21 protein-coding genes are annotated in these 21,054 nt (G+C 38.2%); 3 read left to right on the top strand and 18 right to left on the bottom strand.

All coding sequences use genetic code 11. The features are described from left to right. Nucleotides 1-34 precede the first annotated feature (34 nt). The 15 genes from rplI to FN031_RS07865 all read right to left on the bottom strand — a co-directional run bounded on the left by rplI (nt 35) and on the right by FN031_RS07865 (nt 15,369). Nucleotides 35-487 carry a 50S ribosomal protein L9 gene (gene rplI, locus FN031_RS07935; protein ID WP_142559203.1) on the bottom strand — a complete coding sequence of 151 codons (453 nt, stop codon included), beginning with the start codon at nt 485-487 and terminating at the stop codon, nt 35-37. After that, nucleotides 484-2,457: a DHH family phosphoesterase gene (locus tag FN031_RS07930; protein WP_142559202.1), complete on the bottom strand. Its 1,974-nt coding sequence runs from the start codon at nt 2,455-2,457 to the stop codon at nt 484-486. Before FN031_RS07930 ends, rplI begins: the two co-directional genes overlap by 4 nt. Before the next feature lie 180 nt (nt 2,458-2,637). Then, the gene (locus FN031_RS07925; RefSeq protein ID WP_006150534.1) at nt 2,638-3,576 is read right to left on the bottom strand and encodes a DUF561 domain-containing protein; all 939 of its coding nucleotides are present in this window, start codon (nt 3,574-3,576) and stop codon (nt 2,638-2,640) included. Between the two features lie 108 nt (nt 3,577-3,684). Then, nucleotides 3,685-4,599 (bottom strand): MBL fold metallo-hydrolase, encoded by a 915-nt coding sequence (locus tag FN031_RS07920; RefSeq protein WP_142559201.1) that lies wholly within the window; start codon nt 4,597-4,599, stop codon nt 3,685-3,687. A gap of 4 nt (nt 4,600-4,603) precedes the next feature. Next, a complete protein-coding gene (locus tag FN031_RS07915; RefSeq protein ID WP_142559199.1) occupies nt 4,604-5,716 on the bottom strand; it encodes an acyl-CoA dehydrogenase in 1,113 nt (370 codons plus the stop codon). A gap of 16 nt (nt 5,717-5,732) precedes the next feature. Beyond that, the gene (locus FN031_RS07910) at nt 5,733-6,641 is read right to left on the bottom strand and encodes a LysR family transcriptional regulator (protein WP_185928460.1); all 909 of its coding nucleotides are present in this window, start codon (nt 6,639-6,641) and stop codon (nt 5,733-5,735) included. A 124-nt stretch (nt 6,642-6,765) separates the two neighbouring features. Continuing rightward, nucleotides 6,766-7,416 carry a 3-oxoacid CoA-transferase subunit B gene (locus FN031_RS07905; RefSeq protein WP_075565155.1) on the bottom strand — a complete coding sequence of 217 codons (651 nt, stop codon included), beginning with the start codon at nt 7,414-7,416 and terminating at the stop codon, nt 6,766-6,768. Nucleotide 7,417: 1 nt separating this feature from the next. Continuing rightward, nucleotides 7,418-8,143 (bottom strand): CoA transferase subunit A, encoded by a 726-nt coding sequence (locus tag FN031_RS07900; protein ID WP_142559195.1) that lies wholly within the window; start codon nt 8,141-8,143, stop codon nt 7,418-7,420. Between the two features lie 16 nt (nt 8,144-8,159). Next, nucleotides 8,160-8,939 (bottom strand): enoyl-CoA hydratase/isomerase family protein, encoded by a 780-nt coding sequence (locus FN031_RS07895; protein ID WP_006150502.1) that lies wholly within the window; start codon nt 8,937-8,939, stop codon nt 8,160-8,162. A gap of 278 nt (nt 8,940-9,217) precedes the next feature. After that, entirely contained in the window at nt 9,218-10,396 is a 1,179-nt protein-coding gene (locus tag FN031_RS07890; protein ID WP_142559192.1) for an acetyl-CoA C-acetyltransferase, read from the bottom strand. A gap of 18 nt (nt 10,397-10,414) precedes the next feature. Further along, on the bottom strand, nt 10,415-11,263 hold the full coding sequence (locus FN031_RS07885; RefSeq protein WP_049495350.1) for a 3-hydroxybutyryl-CoA dehydrogenase: 849 nt from the start codon (nt 11,261-11,263) through the stop codon (nt 10,415-10,417). Nucleotides 11,264-11,357: 94 nt separating this feature from the next. Beyond that, on the bottom strand, nt 11,358-12,566 hold the full coding sequence (gene fadE / locus FN031_RS07880) for an acyl-CoA dehydrogenase FadE (RefSeq protein ID WP_142559190.1): 1,209 nt from the start codon (nt 12,564-12,566) through the stop codon (nt 11,358-11,360). Nucleotides 12,567-12,783: 217 nt separating this feature from the next. After that, a complete protein-coding gene (gene hpf, locus FN031_RS07875; protein ID WP_142559188.1) occupies nt 12,784-13,332 on the bottom strand; it encodes a ribosome hibernation-promoting factor, HPF/YfiA family in 549 nt (182 codons plus the stop codon). Between the two features lie 79 nt (nt 13,333-13,411). Then, entirely contained in the window at nt 13,412-14,074 is a 663-nt protein-coding gene (locus FN031_RS07870) for a ComF family protein (RefSeq protein ID WP_142559186.1), read from the bottom strand. After that, on the bottom strand, nt 14,071-15,369 hold the full coding sequence (locus FN031_RS07865; protein WP_142559184.1) for a DEAD/DEAH box helicase: 1,299 nt from the start codon (nt 15,367-15,369) through the stop codon (nt 14,071-14,073). Before FN031_RS07865 ends, FN031_RS07870 begins: the two co-directional genes overlap by 4 nt. Nucleotides 15,370-15,424: 55 nt before the next feature. Between FN031_RS07865 and FN031_RS07860 the strand changes: the two genes are divergently transcribed. The 3 genes from FN031_RS07860 to cysK all read left to right on the top strand — a co-directional run bounded on the left by FN031_RS07860 (nt 15,425) and on the right by cysK (nt 17,540). Then, nucleotides 15,425-16,060, top strand: coding sequence for a YigZ family protein (locus tag FN031_RS07860; RefSeq protein WP_142559182.1), 636 nt, complete (start codon nt 15,425-15,427; stop codon nt 16,058-16,060). Nucleotides 16,061-16,073: 13 nt separating this feature from the next. Further along, nucleotides 16,074-16,517 carry a PH domain-containing protein gene (locus FN031_RS07855; protein WP_142559180.1) on the top strand — a complete coding sequence of 148 codons (444 nt, stop codon included), beginning with the start codon at nt 16,074-16,076 and terminating at the stop codon, nt 16,515-16,517. A 96-nt stretch (nt 16,518-16,613) separates the two neighbouring features. Then, nucleotides 16,614-17,540: a cysteine synthase A gene (cysK, locus tag FN031_RS07850; protein ID WP_142559178.1), complete on the top strand. Its 927-nt coding sequence runs from the start codon at nt 16,614-16,616 to the stop codon at nt 17,538-17,540. Between the two features lie 87 nt (nt 17,541-17,627). On the opposite strand, the gene tsf is transcribed toward cysK, so the two are convergent. The 3 genes from tsf to pcsB all read right to left on the bottom strand — a co-directional run bounded on the left by tsf (nt 17,628) and on the right by pcsB (nt 20,964). Next, complete coding sequence (tsf, locus tag FN031_RS07845; protein WP_142559176.1) at nt 17,628-18,668, bottom strand: translation elongation factor Ts; 1,041 nt, start codon at nt 18,666-18,668, stop codon at nt 17,628-17,630. 77 nt (nt 18,669-18,745) lie between these two features. Next, nucleotides 18,746-19,528, bottom strand: a complete 783-nt coding sequence (gene rpsB / locus FN031_RS07840; protein ID WP_142559174.1) for a 30S ribosomal protein S2 — start codon at nt 19,526-19,528, stop codon at nt 18,746-18,748. Between the two features lie 230 nt (nt 19,529-19,758). Next, entirely contained in the window at nt 19,759-20,964 is a 1,206-nt protein-coding gene (gene pcsB, locus FN031_RS07835; RefSeq protein ID WP_142559172.1) for a peptidoglycan hydrolase PcsB, read from the bottom strand. Nucleotides 20,965-21,054 lie beyond the last annotated feature (90 nt).

Genomic DNA, 21,054 nt, shown 5'->3' with positions numbered 1-21,054 from the left:
CCTTCCTTTTACAAAATCATTACTCAAATCTAGCTTAGCCTTCTCTTACACGAAGATTGATGACGCTAGTTACATCTTGATAAATCTTTACAGGTACATCAATCAAACCAACTGCTCGAATTGGCGCTTGGACTTGGATGTGACGTTTATCAATTTTAATTCCAAATTGTTTTTGGAGTTCTTCAGCAATTTTCTTATTGGTAATCGAACCAAAAGTACGTCCATCCGGACCTACTTTCTCTACAAACTCAACGACTGTTTCTTCAGCTTCAAGTTTTGCTTTGATTTCTTGTGCTTCAGCTAGAAGTTCCGCATGTGCTTTTTCTTCTGATTTTTGCTTACCACGCAACTCTCCAATCGCTTGTGCTGTCGCTTCTTTAGCAAGATTTTTCTTGATTAAGAAGTTTTGTGCATAACCTGTAGGAACTTCTTTAATTTCGCCTTTTTTTCCTTTGCCTTTAACATCTGCTAAAAAGATTACCTTCATTCTTCTGTCTCCTTATTTGTTATATCATTAGAGATTACTACCTTCAGTTTATCTCCAGCTTCTTGTAGGGTCATATCACTCAAACGCGCGGCGGCTAAGTTAAAGTGACCTCCACCGCCTAACTCTTCCATTATACGTTGCACATTGATCTTACTTCGACTTCGTGCAGAAATGGAAATATCTCCCTGGAGATTCCTTGCAACCACAAAACTAGCTTCTATACCTGACATAGCAAGCATAGCGTCTGCCGCTTTACTAATAACAACCGTATCATATTCCTTATTCTCTAAAGCTTGAGCCATAAGAATAGATGGTTGCACCATTTGGCCTTGTAAAATTAATTCATTTACTAGACGGTACTCTTCAAAATCAGTCGCTGATATATCTTGAATCACAACACTATCACTTCCACGTGTTCGTAAATAGCTAGCTACATCAAAAGTGCGACTAGTCACACGAGATGTAAAATTCTTAGTATCCAGCATCATACCACCCATCAGTACACTTGCTTGAATACGACTCAATCGAGTCTTCTTAGAATTTTGGAACTGAATTAACTCAGTCACTAATTCACTTGCACTACTTGCTCCACTCTCGATATAGGTGATCACAGCATTTTCTGGGAAATCCTGATCTCGTCTATGGTGGTCAATAATGATGGTTTGTGTGAATAAATCATAAAACTCTTTTGACAAGGTTAAAGCTGTCTTAGAGTGGTCCACCATCACTAGCAAGGAACGATTAGTGACCATTCCCATAGCTTGAGTTAGAGGGATGAGTTTTGTTACTCCCTCATTCTCTAAGAATTGAATGGCACGATGAATGTCCGGAGACATTTGTTCTGCATCATAGACCACATAACTTTCATCCAAGACGTTACTCGAGAACAATTGCATACCAACAGCAGATCCTAAAGCATCCATGTCTAAGTTTTTATGCCCAACGATGAATACACGATCAACACTCTTCAGCTTCTCTGATATTGCAGTCATCATTGCTCTCGTACGAGTTCTTGTACGTTTAACAGACGCAACAGAGCCTCCACCAAAGTAGACTGGATTCTTAGTCTCATCATTTTCTCGTACGACAACCTGATCTCCGCCACGAACTTCAGCTAAGTTAAGGTTGGATAAAGCAACCTTACCAATGCTCTCGTGATCACCGTCTCCATATGAAAGTCCCATACTAATCGTTAAAGGTAGATTCCTTTGTTTAGCTTCCTCACGGAAGGTATCAATGACAGAGAACTTATCCTTCATCAAATGTTCAAGAACGATATAGTCTGTAAACAGGTAAAAGCGGTCCATGCCAACGCGGCGTGAAAACATCTTATGCTGTCTTGTAAATTCCTCGACAAAATTGGCAACAAAGCTATTGATCTGGCTGATATCAGATTCAGACGTTTCATTTTCTAAATCATCATAGTTGTCAACTGAGATAACACCAATAACTGGACGACTAGTAGCCAGTTCAACTGTCGCTTCATACTCTCCTGACACATCAAAAAAGTATAAAACTCCAGAATTTCTGTCAAGATGAACAGCGTAACGCTTCTCTCCAATATTGGCATAAACACCAGGAGAAGATATAGACGCTTTTATGATTTCTTGAACTTGGGAAATATCAATCTCCCCATCTTCAGTTGTTAGAATTAACTCGGCATAGGGATTGAACCATTCAATTTCAACACTATCCATGTTGAGTTTAATTACTCCAACCGGCATCCGTTCTAATAGTGTACTTAGACTATCTTCAGCTTGATGGTTTACATATTGAATTTGCTCAATTTCAGTTTTCTGATAGCATTTTCTCTGAAAATTAAATAACACTAAAAATGCTACAATAAAGAAAAATAGGCTTGCTATTGTGACAAAATCATCTTTCAAGAAAATAACCAATACAGACATGACTGTAAATGCCATCATAGAAAATAGGTATATTAAAAAGGGATTTTTTTCATTTTTTTTCATTCGAAACCTCTTGCGCATTATTATACCATAAATGTAGGCAAAAAGCGAACTTAAGGAAGTTTACGAGGATATTAGACAAGTGTTTTGTAAAGGTTTTTAAAGAACAAAAGAGGACGATTAAATCGCCCTCCTATAGACATACTTCTATATTTGCCTTAAGTATTTTTTCAGTTAGATAGATTATTCGCCTACTGAAATTTCAACGTGTTTAAGACGTTCTTGTGCTTCTGCCACAATTGTTTCGATGATTTCTTTACATGGTTTAATTTCTTTTACCATACCTGCAATTTGTCCACTCATCATTGAACCGTGTACAGTATCACCTTCGTAAACTGCTTTAGAAAGAGAACCGATAGTAATTTCTTCAAGCTCTTCACGGTTTGTACCTTTTTGTTCTAATTCGATGTAGTGGTCTGTCATTTCATTGCGAATACAACGAACAGGAGCTCCTGCGATACGTCCAGTAACAGCAGTTGCTGTATCATTTGCTGCAAGGACAGCTTCTTTATAAGCATCAGCAATTGGACATTCGTTTGAAGCCAAGAAGATAGTACCCATTTGTACACCTTGAGCTCCAAGTGTAAAGGCAGCAGCCAATCCACGACCGTCAGCAATACCACCCGCAGCGATGACAGGAATATCAACAGCATCTACAATTTGAGGAATCAAAGCCATAGTGTTAGTGTCACCAATGTGTCCTCCTGCTTCTGAACCTTCAGCAACAACTGCATCAACCCCAAGTTCTTGCATTTTTTGAGCATGTTTTACACTAGCAACTACAGGAATCACTTTAACACCAGCTTCTTTCAAATATGGCATAATATGTTTTGGAGTTCCTGCACCAGTAGTAACAACTGGAACTTTTTCTTCGATAATAACTGTTACAATATCCTTGATGTTTTTCATCATTAACATGATGTTAACACCAAAAGGTTTGTCAGTTAATTTTCTCAATTCACGAATTTCTTCGCGAAGTTGTTCTCCTGTCATACCACCAGAGGCAATAATTCCTAGTCCTCCAGCTTCTGAAACAGCAGCAGCAAGTTGATAGTGAGAAATTTGAGCCATAGCTCCTTGGAAAATAGGGTATTTGATTTGCAAAAGTTTAGTAATAGACATATGTTTACTCCTTTATTTTCGGTTCAGTTTTGTTTGAAATTCAACAGGCTATTTTCCTGTATCTAACAAACAAGAGAATTTAGTCATTTGTCTCCTTATACGCAACTATTATAAAAAGTCTGGTCTACGATCTTGCTGTTCTGTAAATGGAATCACTGGTGGACGTGAGCGTAAAACATAGTTCACAAATTCTTTACCTTCTTTATCAAATTCTGCAACTGCAAAAAATTGATCATGATAGAAGAAGAATTTATAACCATTTTCAAAGGCTTGCTTAAGCCATTTTTCTTTTGCTGAAATAGATTTCATTGGATAATCATCTACAGCTGGGACCCATAGTGGATTTCGATGAGCGTGTGTTAGCATCAAATCTCCCATGTGAATCATTGTATCTTCACCTTGTTTAAGTAAAATAATACAGTGACCGTTACTATGTCCGCTTGTATGAATCATTTGAATTTCTGGAATAATCTCAACAGAATCAGAGAAAGTTGTAACTTGGTCCTGAATCGGCTCCCAATTCTCTTTCAAATAAGTTCCACGAGTACGATTATTAGGATTTCTCATTTCGTACCATTCTATATCATTGACAATAATCTTTGCATTTGGAAACTTAGAAACAAGATTGCCCTCAGAATTAACGCGTGTCAAACCACCTGAATGGTCATGGTGCATATGTGTCATCAGTACATAATCAATTTTCTCTGGAGACAAGCCTAAAAGCTCTAAACTCTCTTCAATTTTACTTTCAGATAAAATTCCAAGATTGCGTCTTTGTTTCTCAGACAATTTTGCCGTATCGAAACTTGCATCCATCAGGTAATTCTTCCCTTGGTATTGAATCAAGATCGGATCTGTCAATTCAGACATCATATTGTCTTCATTTGTTGGATAGTATCGAGACCACACAACTTTTGGAACAGGACCAAATAATGTCCCTGCATCAGTTAATTTATCAGCTCCTCGTAGCCATGTCAACTTCATATTATGAAATTGATACTCTTGCAACTTGAGTTCTGTCATTTTATTACTCCTTTAGCCACTGGTGTGCTATTCTTTTTCGAATTGAGTCTCCAGATTTTCCGTAACTTTCAATAGTTTTAGCATCTTTTAAATAACGATCAATCGGGCTTTTATCCTGTGCTTGTAGCGGACCTATTAATCTGATAATCTCTTCAGAAATTTCAATAGCTACTTTTGTAGTAAATAATTTAATCTGTGAAACATACAAAGAATCATCTAACATTTGATTTTTATATGAATTGAAATACGCTTCTGCTGCACATAGTTTTGTATATAAATCAGCAAATTGATGTTGATAAATCGTCGCATCAATCAACCTCTTACCAAAACCACGTTTCACCTTTAGAAAAGATAAACCTTTTTCAAAAGCTCCTTCGGAAATTCCAATAGAAACTGCGCTTAAACCTAATTGAAGCTTTCGAACAAAGTCATTTAACTGTTCTTGGCCAGCTAAAGTCATCCCTAATAAACTATCCTCTGATAATTCAATATTATCAAAAGTAACTGAACTGATTGGTAAACCTTTTAGTCCTTGTTTAGGGATATCTTCTCCAAAGTAAACACCTGGGTCCTTAGTGTCTACGATAAAAAATCCAAACGACGGTTTCTTTTCATCATTTTCTACTTTGGCAAATATAAAAAGTATATCCGTAAAACGGCAATTTGAAACAATCGATTTCTTACCTGAAAGACGCCATCCATTACTTGTTTTAGTCGCAGTTGTATTCACTAATTCTAGATTTTCGCCAAGATATCCCTCAGAAAAACCCAGACCAGCCAATATCTCTCCTTTAATTAATTTTTCGAGATATAGACTTTTTTGTTTAGGACTACCGTATCGATTAATAGGATAAATCCCATAGCAAGCCTGCGTTAATAAAACTGTCGAAAAAGCAGCAAATTCTTTTGAGATTATACGAATAAAAGTCATGAATTCTTCACTTAAAATCGAATCTTCATCCTTTACGATGGAAGAAAATATATCAAAAGATCCAATAAACTCATCAAACAATTCTCTTGGAAATTGATTTTTATCTATTCTATGCTCAAAATAGCTGGCAATTAGACTGCTTATCTCTGCACTATACCTTTTAGCAAGGTTATCATTGTAGACCATTACTCTTCACCCCAAGCTAATTCTCAGACAAGGGTTGATAATACCCTTTTAACAATTCTTCATACACATAGGATTCGACCTCGTTATAGGAAGCCTTGTATGGTCTACAGAACCAAACATTAAAAGGAATCGGGTCATTAAAGCGGACAGTTTGGAAACGACTGCCATCTACAAGAGTTTCAACAGATTTTGGTAAAATTGTAATCAGGTCTGTTTGATAAGTAGACTCAATTAAAAAGTCCCAAGTAGATGATAAATAAGCAAATTTAGTATTTATGCGTTGTGAACGAAGTTTCTCAACCACCAAATCATAAGTCGTAAATGTTTTATTAAAGATTGCTATATCATAATCAGCAAGATCAGACCAATCTAGCGCTTCTTTCTGTGCTAATGGATGATCTTTATCCATATAAGCAACATACTCGTCTAAATGAATAATATGTTGTTCAAATTTTTGTGCATCTAAGTTTGTTGGCTCAATTAAAAATGCTAGGTTCAAATCACCGACACTCATTTTTTGGTGAATCTCTTTTCCTCCACCCTCTATAACTTGAATATAGATGTGAGGGTTGTTTCTCAAAAAATGCGGTAGAGCGTTTGAGAAGAACGTTCTTAATATCAAAGAAGGAATACCAAGATTAATAGTCCCTCTCTGCTTTTGTGATTCAATATGAATCATTGAAAGCATCTCTTCGTGACGATTAACAATTTCTGTGGCAAAACGATAAATCTTTCGTCCTGCCTCAGTCAAACTTTCCAATCTACCATTCTTTCGATTGAATAATTGAATTCCCTCAGCTGCTTCAAAATTTGTTACAAATTGACTTAAGGCTGACTGACTAATATGGATTTTCTTTGCTGCAATCGATAGATTGCAACCACATTCGACTATATTAATGAAATAGTTCATTTGTATAATATCCACTTAGCTATCACCTTACTTCCATTTATTTTTTCACTTAGATACCAATTGATACTACCGCCTAAAAAGACGATAGTATCGTTTACATATATAATATCATGTTCAGAAGAAAATAGCCAATATTAGCCTAGATAGGCATTGTCTTCACATCTTCTGCAACAATAACGTCACCGGCTGTTTTTTCAAGAACTTCTTCTACAGTTACACCTGGTGCAACTTCTTTCAACAAGAATTTACCATCTTTGAATCCAAAAACAGCTAGTTCTGTAATGACAAGATCTAAAACTCCTTTAGCTGATAGAGGCAATGTGCACTCTTTCAAAAGTTTAGATTCGCCACCTGTAGTATGTTGGATTGCTCCAATAACGCGTTTAGCACCTACCAAAAGGTCCATCGCTCCACCCATACCTGGTGCAAATTTTCCTGGGATAATCCAGTTTGCAATGCTTCCGTCTTGGCTTACTTCAAGAGCTCCAAGAACAGTCGCATCAACGTGACCACCACGAATAATTGCAAAAGATGTTTGCAAATCAAACAAAGCAGCTCCTGGAAGGAGAGTAATTGGTGCACCACCTGAGTTTGCTAGGTTTGGATTATAATTATCTTTAGTTGGTGTTTCACCAAAGCGAAGGGCACCATTTTCTGCTTGAAGGATTACGTTAACACCTTCTGGGATGAAGTCTGCAGAAGCATTTGGAATACCAAATCCAAGGTTTACAACATCACCATCTTTAAATTCAAGAGCAACACGTCTTGCAATAATTTCTTTTGGTTTCATATTATTTTACCCCCGCTAATTTATTAGTCTCTGTCCAGAGGTCACCCATCATCTTGTGGTGTTCTTCTGGAGTTAAGCCTTGGACTACATAGTCAACAAGGATACCTGGAATATAGACGTCATCCGGTTTAATTTCACCAACTTCAACAATTTCATTTGTTTCAACGATAACTGTATCTGCTGCAAGAGCTAGTTGCAATGAAATGTTCTTAGTTGTACCATCAATGTACAAGTTTCCGTACTTATCAGCTTTTGTAGCTTTAATCAATGCTACGTCAAGTTTTAGCGGGTTATAAAAGAGGTACTCGCGACCATTGCGAACTACTTTTTCATGGTCATTTTCTAAAATAGTACCAACTCCTGTCGGTGTCAAAACTCCTCCAAGACCTGCTCCAGCAGCGTGAAGACGTTCAACAACAGTACCCATTGGAGTGAATTCTACTTCCATTTCTCCACTAAAGTATTCTTTTTGAGCAGCAGGAGATGTACCAATGTGGGCAGCAACATATTTTTTAACTTGGTGGTTTTCACAAAGGCGTCCAACACCCACTTCTTTACCTGGATGTGAAGTAACAACTGAAACCAAAGTCAAATCTTGTTGATTTTGTCTAACCAACTCTTCGATTAACTCCAAAGGTTCACCAACAGCAAGGAATCCTGAAATCCCTACGACATCACCAGGTTTTACTTTAGAAATAGCTTCTTGTAATGATAAAACAGCTTTCATACTAACACCTCAATTTTTATTTACGGTTGAACACGGCTTTACGTTTTTCAACAAAAGCACGCATTCCTTCAACTTTGTCTTCAGTAGAGAAGAGAAGAGCTTCAGCTTCTGTCTCTAAACGAATTGCATTCTTAAGAGGAAGTTCTGAACCAACTTGAATGACATGCTTAGCTTTTTCAACAGCCAATGGAGCATTTTTCATGATGCTTTTAGCTAGTTCTTCAGCAGATGACAATAATTCCTCAGCTGGAACAAGTTTGTTCAAAATTCCTAGGTCATAGGCTTCATTTCCTTTGACGATTCTAGCAGTGTAAATCAATTCTTTTGTCTTGCTAGTACCGATCAAACGAGACATTCTTTGTGTTCCTGCGAATCCAGGAATGATACCCAAGCCAACTTCAGGGAATCCTACCATTGTCTTTTCAAAGCCAATTCTAATATCCGTTGAGAGTGCAAGCTCCAAACCGCCTCCCAAAGCATATCCATTAAGAACTGCAATAGTCGGTTGAGTAAGATCAGACAGACGGGTAAATGTATCATTGGCATATGTCATGTATTCGAAGGCTTGAATTGGAGACATTTGGTCCATTTCCTTAATATCAGCCCCTGCAACAAATGCCTTATCACCTTGACCACTAACAATAACAACACGGATATCTTCATGTTTTTCTACTTCATCTAAAACAAGATTTAAATCCGTCAAAACCTCTGAACTCAACGCGTTCAAAGCTGCTGGGCGGTTAATGGTGATATAACCGATACCATCTTTAACCTCTAATAAAACTGTATTACTCATTATTCTCCTCCTACTTTAAGTTATTTTGAGTATAGAGTACTGCGTCAACAAATACCGATACCAATGTAAGTGCTTACATTATTATAATACCTTATTTATTAACAACCGTCCACTTAGTATTTATGCTTGGAACTATAAGTTCACCTTATAGGAAAGCGCTTTTATTTTGATACTTTATACTTCTAATTATTTAGAATAAAAAAATATCTTACCCGAAATTCTCCGAGGAGATTTCAGATAAGATATAATACATTTTAGTCAATCGAATAAAGTAGGAATTAACGTTCTACGATAACTGCAGTACCCATTCCTCCACCGATACAAAGTGTAGCAAGACCACGTTTTGCATCACGTTTTTCCATTTCGTGAAGAAGAGTAACTAAGATACGGCATCCTGAAGCACCGATTGGGTGTCCAAGAGCGATAGCACCACCGTTAACGTTTACTTTTTCTGGGTCAAGACCAAGTTCTTTACCAACTGCACATGCTTGAGCCGCAAATGCTTCGTTTGATTCTACCAAGTCAAGATCTGCAACTGTAAATCCACCTTTTTCAAGTGCTTTACGAGATGCATAGATTGGACCACAACCCATAACTTTTGGATCAAGACCAGCACTTGCGTAAGATTTGATAGTTGCCAATACTGGAACTCCCAATTCTTTAGCTTTTTCAGCACTCATAACTACGACTGCTGCTGCACCATCATTGATACCTGAAGCATTACCAGCTGTTACAGTACCATCTTTCTTGAATACTGGACGAAGTTTAGAAAGCCCTTCAAGTGAAGCGTCTTTTCTTGGGAACTCATCTGTATCAAATACAATAGGCTCACCACGGCGTTGTGGAATTTCAACTGGAACGATTTCTTCTTTAAAGCGTCCAGCTTCAATAGCTGCAACTGCACGTTTTTGTGATTGTACAGCAAAGTTATCTTGGTCTTCACGAGTGATACCGTATTGTTCAGCAACGTTTTCAGCTGTAATACCCATGTGGAAACCTTCGAAACCATCTGTCAAACCATCGCGGAGCATAGTATCTACTACTTTAGAGTCTCCCATACGAGATCCCCAACGTTGGTTTTGAACAACGTAAGGAGCTTGACTCATGTTTTCTGCACCACCAGCTACAACAATATCTGCATCTCCGCACAATACTGCTTGAGTTGCCAACTGAACTGCTTTCAAACCAGATCCACAAACTTTGTTAATAGTGAATGCTGGAGAAGCAACTGGGATACCCGCGTTAACGCTCATTTGACGTGCAACGTTTTGTCCTAGACCTGCACCAAGAACATTACCCATGATAACTTCATCAACTTGTTCTGGTTTCAAGTTAGCTCTTTCGATAGCGCTCTTGATAACTAGACTTCCCAAATCAACAGCAGGAACATCTTTCAAGCTTCCACCGAAGGCACCTAGAGGTGTACGAACCGCTGCAACAATAACTGCTTCTTTCATTATTTACTCCTTATAATCTTAGTATTTAAAGAATCCTTCTTTAGTCTTACGACCTAGTTTACCAGCTTCAACCATTTTCTTCAATAGTGGTGCTGGACGGTATTTAGGATCACCGAAGCCGTTATTCAATACTCCCATGATTGCCAAACATACATCCAATCCGATCAAGTCAGCAAGTGCCAATGGGCCAATTGGATGGTTTGCACCCAATTTCATAGCTTCATCAATTTCTTCTGCAGAAGCAACACCTTCACCAAGGATAAAGATAGCTTCATTAATCATTGGAATCAACACACGGTTAACAACGAATCCATAAGAGTCTTTAACGTCAACTGCAGTTTTTCCAATTTTTTCAGTCAATTCACGGACAACTTTTACAACTTCATCTGAAGTTTGAAGGGCACGAATAACTTCAACCAATTTCATAACTGGCGCTGGGTTGAAGAAGTGCATACCAATTACACGTTCTTGATGAACTGTAGCCGCAGCAATATCCGTAATAGAAAGAGATGATGTGTTAGAAGCCAAAATTGTTTCAGGAGCAGTAATTTCATCCAATTGTTTAAAGATGCTGAGTTTGATATCTCTGTTTTCTGTAGCTGCTTCAATAACCAATTGAACGTTTTTAGCATCTTCGTAAGAAGTTGAAGGAATCAAGTTACCCAAAATTTTTCCTTTTTCTTCTTCTGACATACGTCCTTTTTCTACTGAACGAGCCAATTGTTTAGAGATGTTATCAATCCCTCTTTGTACAAATTCTTCTTTAATGTCATTAAGGTATACTGTAAAACCAGATTGAGCGAATACTTGCGCGATTCCGCCTCCCATTTGACCAGAACCAATGATCATTACTTTAGAAATACTCATTATTTTCTCCTCTTAATTTTAATATATAAAGTTTATAAAGAAAGAATCGGAACGGTCTTTCAGCAAATGCTAAGCAACCGTTCCAAATTCATTATTATACGAATGCACCGACACCAGTGAGTTCACGACCAACGATCAATGCGTTCACCTCGTGAGAACCTTCGTAAGTGTAGATTGCTTCAGCATCTGCAAAGAAGCGAGCTACGTCAGTTTCAAGAGTGATTCCGTTACCACCACATGTTTCACGTGCAAGGGCAACTGTTTCACGCATTACCAATGAGTTATGCATTTTAGCAAGTGCAGAGTTAAGCATCAATTCGTTACCAGCTTCTTGCATTTCTGCGATACGAGCTGAGTAAGCAAGTGCTGCCACTGCGTTAGCTTGCATTCTAGCCAATTTTTCTTGAACGATCTGGAATGAAGCAATTGGACGTTTGAATTGTTGACGGTCTTTAGCATATTTAAGAGCTGCAACAAATGAACCACAAGTGATAGCAGTTGCAATGTGAGCAACGTCAGCACGAGTGAATGTCAAGATACGAGCTACATCAGCAAATCCGTTGATGTTTACCAAACGGTCTGAATCTGGAACTTCAACGTTCTTCATAGTAATGTGACCATTACGTACGCAACGAAGAGCAGTTTTGTGAGGGATTGGCTCAGCGTGGTATCCTGGAGCACCTTTACGAACGATGAAACATTTCACGCGTCCATCTTCAACGTCGCGAGCGAATACTGGAACAACGTCAGCTGTATCTGATCCACCGATCCAACGTTTTTCACCGTTCAAGATCCATTTGTCTCCAACGCGCTCAGCTGTTGTAGCAAGACCACCAGCGATGTCTGATCCTGACAAAGGCTCAGTCAAAGCGAAACATCCTTGCCAGTCAAATGCAGCCAATTTAGGAAGGAATTCTTTTTGTTGACGCTCATCACCACCAAGCAAGATTGTGTTGTAGCAAAGTCCACCGTGAACTGTGAAGAAAGTTGCCATAGAAGCATCGAAACGACCTAATTCAAGGTACAAGAATGCGATGTAAAGTTCTGATGGTTTGTAGCTTCCTTCTCTTCCTTCGAACAATTTAGGGTTGTTCATAATTTGTGCGCCTTTAGCTACTGCGTAAAATTGTTCGAATGGGAAATCAGGTGCTTCCCAATATTCATTAATTACAGGACGAAGGTGTTTTTCAATCAAACGACGAGTTTCTTGTAAAACTTCTGCTTCTCCCAATGTTAAACCATCTGCATAGTGGAATAGATCCTCTGGATATAATTCGCGCAAGATTTCTTCTTTAGTTGCCATCTGTGGACTCCTTTGTAATAAATTAATTTTAGAGCGCTTACATTTTTACGCTCAATATTTGTTGACATGACTATTTTAACTTAAAGCGCTTTCTTTTGTCTACTTAATTAAAGTAAATGGCCCTATAAGTTGAGTTAATACTCTAACTTATATCTTTGTAAAATCAAATAAGTGGGCTGTTTTCAACAGCCCACTTATATATTTAAACGATAATATCTTATGATTCTTTTACTTCGAGAAGACCGATATCTCCATCTTCACGACGATAAATTACATTTGTTGATTCATCTTCAACATCTACGTAGATGAAGAAATCATGTCCTAGCAAGTCCATTTGTAGAATGGCTTCTTCTAGGTCCATTGGTTTCAAATCAATTTGTTTTGAACGAACAACTTTTGGTTGTGATGTATCTGTATCTTCAACCAAAGCATCTGTAAATAATTGACTTTTAGATACTTTATTTCTGTTTTTACGCTCAATCTTTGTTTTGTTTTTACGGATTTGACGTTCAATCTTATCTGTCACTAGGTCGATAGATCCATACATATCCTGAGAAACATCTTCTGCACGAAGGGTAATAGAACCAAGTGGAATCGTTACTTCTACCTTAGCAGTTTTTTCACGATAGACTTTCAAGTTGACACGCGCATCTAATTCTTGATCTGCTTGGAAGTATTTTTCGATCTTTTCGAGTTTAGAAACTACATAATCACGAATTGATTCAGTTACTTCTAGGTTTTCACCGCGGATACTATATTTAATCATATAAGTACCTTCTTTCTAAACATATTTGTTTTTCTACATTTATTATAACGCTTTCATAATCTTTTTGCAATCTTTTTCCTCATCTTACGAGGGAAAATGTTTTAATTTTCTGACAACCGGCTTCTATCAGCATTTTTTTAATACGATTTATTGTAGCACCTGTTGTATAAATATCATCAAAGAGTAAAATCTTTTCTGGAATCTTTACTCCCTCTTTGATTACAAAGGGGTTTTCTACTTGCAAACGGTCTGCTCGGTTCATAGATGAACTGGCTTTAACTTCTTTTTTATCAATAATATTGTAATAAGAAAGCCCTGTTCTCTCAATTAAACCTTCTACTTGATTAAACCCCCTTTGCTGTAATCTCTCCTTACTTAGAGGAATAAGCACAAGCTGATAATCTTTATATTTTTGAAATTTTTGGTAAAGAACTTTTGTAAATACCTTCCTTAATAGATAATCTCCATCAAATTTATATCTATGAAAATAATCCTTCATGGCTTCATTATAGGTGAAAACAGCTTCATGCTCTACTTGAATCCCTTCTTTATACCAATACTGACAATCCTGACAGGGACTTGTCTCCCCCTCCTTAAAACACGTTGGACAGTGTTCAGGACTAATTCTTTCAAAATGATTAAAACAAGCGGAGCAGGTATAGGTCTCTTCTTTTTTGAGAAGCAATAAACTCGTGAATGATAACTCAGTTTCTAAATCTTGTCCACATATTAGACATTTCATAGACCTGCCTCCTGATTCATCTCTTTGACTTCCTTTATAGCTTTCTTGATAGATCTATTTATCCCATCATGAAAGAAGATAAGTTGACCTGTAGGACGATCCATACTTCTCCCCACTCGTCCTCCAATTTGGATTAAACTAGACTTGGTAAAGAGTTGGTGATTAGCTTCTACTACAAAAACATCCACACACGGGAAAGTAACCCCGCGTTCTAGGATGGTTGTACTTATCAAAATAGTCAGCTCTCTATCTCGAAAGGCTTGTACTTGTTGCAAACGGTCCTCTGTAGCAGAAGAAACAAAACCAATTTTCTCATTGGGAAAGGCACGCTGTAAGATTTCCTTTAGCCTTTCTCCTTTTTCAATCTCTGATGCAAAAATCAGTAAAGGATAAGCCGACTCTCTTTGTTTCTCGATATAACGCCTTAATTTGGGTACTAAACGATTTTTTTGTAAATGTTTATCGAAGTCAGATAACCAAACTGGCTTTGGAATAACTAAAGGATTGCCATGAAAACGACGTGGTAGACTAAGACGCTTTAATTCCCCTTGCTTGACCTTCTTATCCAACTCATCTGTAGAAGTAGCCGTCAAAAAAATTTTCAAACCACTCTCTTTTACACAGTTATTGACAGCATGATACAGTATGGGATTGTCTACATAAGGAAAAGCATCCACTTCATCAACTATTAATAAATCAAAAGCTTGATAGAATTTTAGTAACTGATGTGTTGTAGCAACCACTAAGGGTGTCCGAAAGTAGGGCTCTGATTCACCATGTAGTAGAGAAATTTTACAGGTAAAATCACTCTGTAGCCGCTTATATAACTCCAAGCAGACATCTATTCTTGGACTTGCCAGACAGACTGCTCCACCTCTATTAATTACTTTAGCAACAACTTGGTAGATCATCTCTGTCTTTCCCGCGCCCGTAACTGCATGAACTAAGCTAGGTTCCTTCTTATCTACTGCTTGAAGCAAACCCATTGACACCTGTTCTTGAAAAGGCGTTAATTGACCTGACCATTTTAAAACATCTTGTCTCGGAAAATCTTCTTGAGGGAAATAATAAAGGGGCTCATCATTTCTAACTCTCTTCATAATCAAACACTCTCGGCAATAAAAGGCTCCAACGGGCAGATGCCATTCTTCCTCAACCTTGCTACCACACCGCTGACAGACTAGTTGTTCTTTCTCTTTTCTCATAGAAGGAAGTTGTTTAGCCAGTTGTCGCTCTTCGAAACTCAATTCTTGTTCAGTAAATAGACGACCAAGATAATTTGGATTAACTTTCATACTTATATATTCGGAAAAACTAGCGCTTTATACTATTTTTTAGTACAATTAAACCATGGAATTTAGAACAATTAAAGAAGACGGACAAGTCCAAGAAGAAATCAAAAAATCTCGCTTCATTTGCCATGCAAAGCGTGTCTATAGCGAGGAAGAGGCGCGTGACTTTATCACAGCTATCAAAAAAAAACACTACAAGGCTACCCATAACTGCTCTGCCTTTATTATCGGTGAACGTAGCGAAATTAAACGAACCAGTGATGATGGAGAACCAAGCGGAACTGCTGGTGTACCTATGCTTGGAGTTCTAGAGAACCACAATCTTACGAATATCTGTGTAGTTGTTACCCGATATTTTGGTGGTATTAAGTTGGGTGCCGGAGGCCTCATTCGCGCTTATGCAGGAAGTGTTGCCTTGGCAGTCAAAGAAATTGGCATCATTGAAATCAAAGAGCAGGCAGGAATTCAGATTCAAATGACTTATGCTCAATATCAAGAATATGGCAACTTTCTGAAAGAACATCATCTTATGGAGATTGAAACAAACTTTACGGATCAAGTTGAAACCATGATTTTTGTAGATAAAGAAAATAAAGAACATATAAAATCAGAACTCATAGAATTTTATAGTGGAAAGGTAGTTTTAGTAGATAAAGGTTTACGAGAAGTTAAAGTTCCTGTTGACTTAGCTTAAAAAGGAGAAAAATATGGTATTCGGAAAATTAATCAATGGACTCGCTGGAAATTTTAGCGAACAAAACAAAGAAACTCTAACGAAAGAGTATGGTCAATATCTACTAGAAAATGAAGAAATCCAGATTGGGTATAAGCTCATTCGTGATGCAATCATCTTTACAAACATTCGTATTATTTTTACAGACAAACAGGGAGCTACTGGAAAAAAAGTATCTATCAAATCCATTTTCCTCATGAATATTGTCGATGTTGAATTGGAAACCGCTGGCCTTGGAATCGATGACAGTGAAATGACTATTACTTATTTAGAAAATGTCTTCCTAAAAGCTCACCACGAGCACTCTAACTCTATCAAATTTGAATTTCCAAAGAAATCCGATCTTGTCCCACTCTATACTTATTTGTTAGAACTAGCTTATCAAAACCGTTTGAGAATTAACGGTTTGGATCATTGATATAAAAAAATCCTATCGCTTCGATAGGATTTCTATATTTTACAAAAGTTTAAGATAGCGTTATACTAGGTACAACTTACAAAAAGAGGTATTCACATGGCTATATACAATAATATTACTGAACTAGTGGGACAGACTCCTATTGTTAAACTAAATCATATCGTACCAGAAGGCGCTGCAGATGTTTATGTAAAACTGGAGGCCTTTAACCCAGGTTCATCCGTTAAAGACCGCATCGCTCTTAGTATGATTGAAAAAGCAGAGCAAGAGGGTAAACTGAAACCAGGCTCTACTATTGTAGAAGCAACAAGCGGGAACACTGGTATCGGTCTTTCATGGGTTGGTGCTGCTAAAGGTTATAAGGTTGTCATCGTTATGCCTGAAACAATGAGTGTTGAACGCCGTAAGATCATCCAAGCTTATGGTGCTGAACTAGTCCTCACTCCCGGTAGTGAAGGAATGAAAGGTGCGATTGCAAAAGCGCAAGAAATTGCTGCTGAACGTGATGGTTTCCTTCCTCTACAATTTAACAACCCAGCTAATCCAGCTGTCCACGAAAGAACAACAGGAGCTGAAATTCTAGCTGATTTCGGAGCTGATGGTTTAGATGCCTTTGTTGCTGGTGTTGGTACTGGAGGAACTATTTCAGGTGTTTCTCATGCTCTTAAAACTGCTAACTCAAACATTCAAGTTTTTGCAGTTGAGGCAGACGAGTCAGCAATCTTATCAGGTGAAAAACCAGGACCTCACAAAATTCAAGGTATCTCTGCAGGATTCATCCCAGAAACACTTGATACAGAAGCTTATGATGGTATCGTTCGCGTGACATCAGACAATGCTCTTGCACTTGGTCGCGAAATTGGTGGAAAAGAAGGCTTCTTGGTAGGTATTTCTTCTGCTGCTGCTATCTATGCTGCTATCGAAGTTGCAAAAGAACTTGGGGCAGGTAAAAAAGTCCTTGCGCTTGCACCAGATAACGGAGAACGGTACCTATCTACAGCGCTCTATGAGTTCGAAGTCTAGTCTCCTAAATACACAAAGCCCTTTAACAAGGGCTTTTTAATTTTTTCTATAAGAAAGAGGAAGCAAATCTGCTTCCTCTTTTTATTATTAGTTATTCAAAGCTGCTGCCATTGTAGCTGCAACTTCAGCTTCAAAATCATTTGCAGCTTTTTCGATACCTTCACCAACTTCAAAGCGAGCGAACTCAACTACTGAAGCGTTAACTGATTCAAGGTATGCTTCAACTGTCTTGCTGTCATCCATGATGTAGACTTGTGCAAGAAGTGTGTATGCTTGGTCAACTTTAGTGTTGTCGAGCATGAAGCGGTCCATCTTACCTGGGATGATTTTATCCCAGATTTTTTCTGGTTTACCTTCTGCAGCCAATTCAGCTTTGATATCTTCTTCAGCTTTAGCGATAACTTCATCAGTCAATTGAGCTTTAGATCCGTATGCCAAGTGTGGAAGAGCTGGTTTGTTAACCATAGCACGGCTTTCGTTATCTTGGTCGATTACGTGGTTCAATTGAGCCAACTCATCTTTAACAAATTGCTCATCCAATTCTTTGTATGAAAGAACTGTTGGTTTCATCGCAGCGATATGCATTGAGATTTGTTTAGCAAGTGCTTCATCTCCACCTTCAATAACAGAGATAACACCGATACGTCCACCATTGTGTTGGTATGCTCCAAAGTGTTGTGCATCTGTTTTTTCAAGTAAAGCAAAACGACGGAATGAGATTTTTTCTCCGATAGTTGCTGTTGCAGATACATATGCAGCTTCAAGTGTTTCACCTGAAGGCATTGTCAATGCAAGTGCTTCTTCGTTGTTAGCTGGTTTACCTTCAGCGATTACTTTAGCTGTAGCATTTACCAATTCAACGAATTGAGCATTTTTCGCAACGAAGTCAGTTTCAGCATTTACTTCAACTACTGCTGCGACGTTACCGTTAACAAATACACCAGTCAAACCTTCTGCAGCAACACGGTCAGCTTTTTTAGCTGCCTTAGCCATACCTTTTTCGCGAAGCAATTCAATCGCTTTTTCGATATCACCTTCAACTTCGACCAATGCTTTCTTAGCGTCCATAACACCAGCACCAGATTTTTCACGCAACTCTTTAACAAGTTTAGCTGTAATTTCTGCCATTTTGATTCTCCTATTTTTTTAAAAATAGGAGAGCCGGGCTAAGCCCCGCCCTCCTAGGTAATTACTATTGATATGAATTAAGCGTTGTCGCCTTCAACAACTTCAACGATTTCTTTGATTGAGTCTGCTTGAGCTTCTGAAGCTGCAAATTCTGCTTCAACTGCTGCTACAGCATCTTCACCTTGGCGACCTTCGATGATAGCGTCTGCCAATTTAGCAGTGATCAACTTAACTGCGCGGATAGCGTCATCGTTAGCTGGGATGATTACATCGATATCATCTGGATCAGTGTTTGTGTCAACCATCGCTACAACTGGGATACCCAATTTTTTAGCTTCTTTAACAGCGATTTGCTCTTTATGTGGGTCAACTACGTACATTACATCTGGAATGCGAGGCATGTCTTCGATACCACCCAAGAATTTTTCAAGACGTGCACGTTGTTTGTTAAGAAGTGCAACTTCTTTCTTAGGAAGAACTTCGAAAGTTCCATCTTCTTCCATACGTTTGATTTCTTTCAAGCGAGCGATACGTTTTTGGATTGTTCCCCAGTTTGTAAGAGTTCCACCCAACCAACGGTGGTTGATGAAGTATTGTCCTGCACGAACAGCTTCTTCAGCAACTGCATCAGCGGCTTGTTTCTTAGTACCAACGAACAATACAACTGCATCGTTAGCTGCAGCATCACGCATAAAATCGTATGCTTGGTCAGCGTATTTTACAGTTTGTTGTAAGTCGATAACGTGGATTCCGTTACGCTCTGTGAAGATGTACTTAGCCATCTTAGGGTTCCAGCGACGAGTTTGGTGACCGAAGTGTACACCAGCCTCAAGAAGTTGTTTCATTGAAATTACTGCCATGAGTATTTCTCCTTTTTTGTTTTTTCCTCTTCTCGATTTCAGCTTGCAAAACGACCCGAGGGCAACAGTTTCACAATTCATCAAGAATGAGTATTATCGTTTACACGACAAGTTTCATTTTACCATAGTTTATCGTATTTTTCAAGTTATTTTAAATTATTTTCTATTAAAAACTGCTATCCTAACTAAACAAAAAATAAAAAGAGACTCAATACGAGTCTCAGCATTTTTTAGTTTGGATAGATGTATGTTACTCCACCTGGATTGAACCATCCACGGTGATTTCCGATTGTACGGTTTCCACCATAGTTTGATTCCGATACTTGGATACGTGATGAAGACTCAACAGCTGTAACGACTGCAACGTGTCCATAACCACCATCATTCCAACAAGCGATAGCTCCTACTTGCGGTGTAGAACCTGTACGGAAGCCGGCAGCTGCTGCACTTGCAGCCCACTGTCCACCATTACCCCAGTAGTCTCCAGCCCAAGGCGCTAATGTTTTAGCTCCCCATGTACATTCTCCAACAGGATAGCTTGAAGCATTGGTGCTGTAAGTAGGACGTTGTCTTGCTGGTGCAGGTGTTGCGACAGGCGTTGGTGTTGGCGCTTCTGCCTCAGATGATGCAGAATAAGATGCTGCTGTAGCTTGTACTTGTGCTACTAGTGTAGTGTTAGCAGATGCAACTACAGATTGACGTTGACTAGCTTGTTGAGCTTTATAAGCTGCTTCTGCCTCAGCTGCTGCTTTTGCTTCTGCTTCTGCCGCTGCTTTTTTCTCTAACAAACTAGCTTTTTCGCCCTCAGCTGTAGCTTTCTCAGCTGCAAGGTTCAATTCAGCAACTTTTAATTCTGCTTGTTTAGTTGTCAAAACTTGAGCATCGTCAGCAAGTGTTTGTTGGTTAGCAATAACTGTATTAATAGCTTCGTTGTTTGCCACTTGTTTTTCAGCAATAGCTTTTTTATCTTCTTTTTGTTGTTCCAACATTTTGTTGTTAGCAGATACAATTTCACTCATTGCAGCAACACGAGAAATAGCTTCTGTGATTGAGTTTGAGTTGATAATTGTGTTGATATAACTTGTAGCAGTTCCATTAGTTTGTGCGCTACGAGCTTGGTTCTCAAGAGAAGCATTACGAGCTACGATGTTTTTTGATAACTCAGTAATTTCTCCTTCAAGTTGCTTAGATTCTGCTTGTAGAGTTTCATTTTCAGCTTGTAATTTCTCTTGTTCAGTTTGAATTGCTGAAACTTGCTCTTGGATCTGATCAACTTGCTTTTGAGCTTCTGCTTGTTGCGCTGTCAAAGAACTAATTTTACTATCTTGAGCAGCAATTTTATCGTCTGTATTGTCAGCTTTTACTGTCGAAAGGATTGCTCCTTGTGAAACTAATACTGTACTTAATAAAAGTGACGCTAAGATTTTTTTCTTCATATTGGTATATACTCCTTCTTTTAAGACATTACTAGTATATCAAAAAAAGGCTTAATAAATATTACGCCTTTATTACAGTTTTATTTCTTT

The sequence above is a fragment of the Streptococcus mitis genome (assembly GCF_902159415.1).
Classification (GTDB): Bacteria; Bacillota; Bacilli; order Lactobacillales; family Streptococcaceae; genus Streptococcus; species Streptococcus mitis_BG.
The sequence above is the reverse complement of the archived record's forward strand: the minus strand, read 5'-3'. Positions and strand labels throughout refer to the sequence as shown.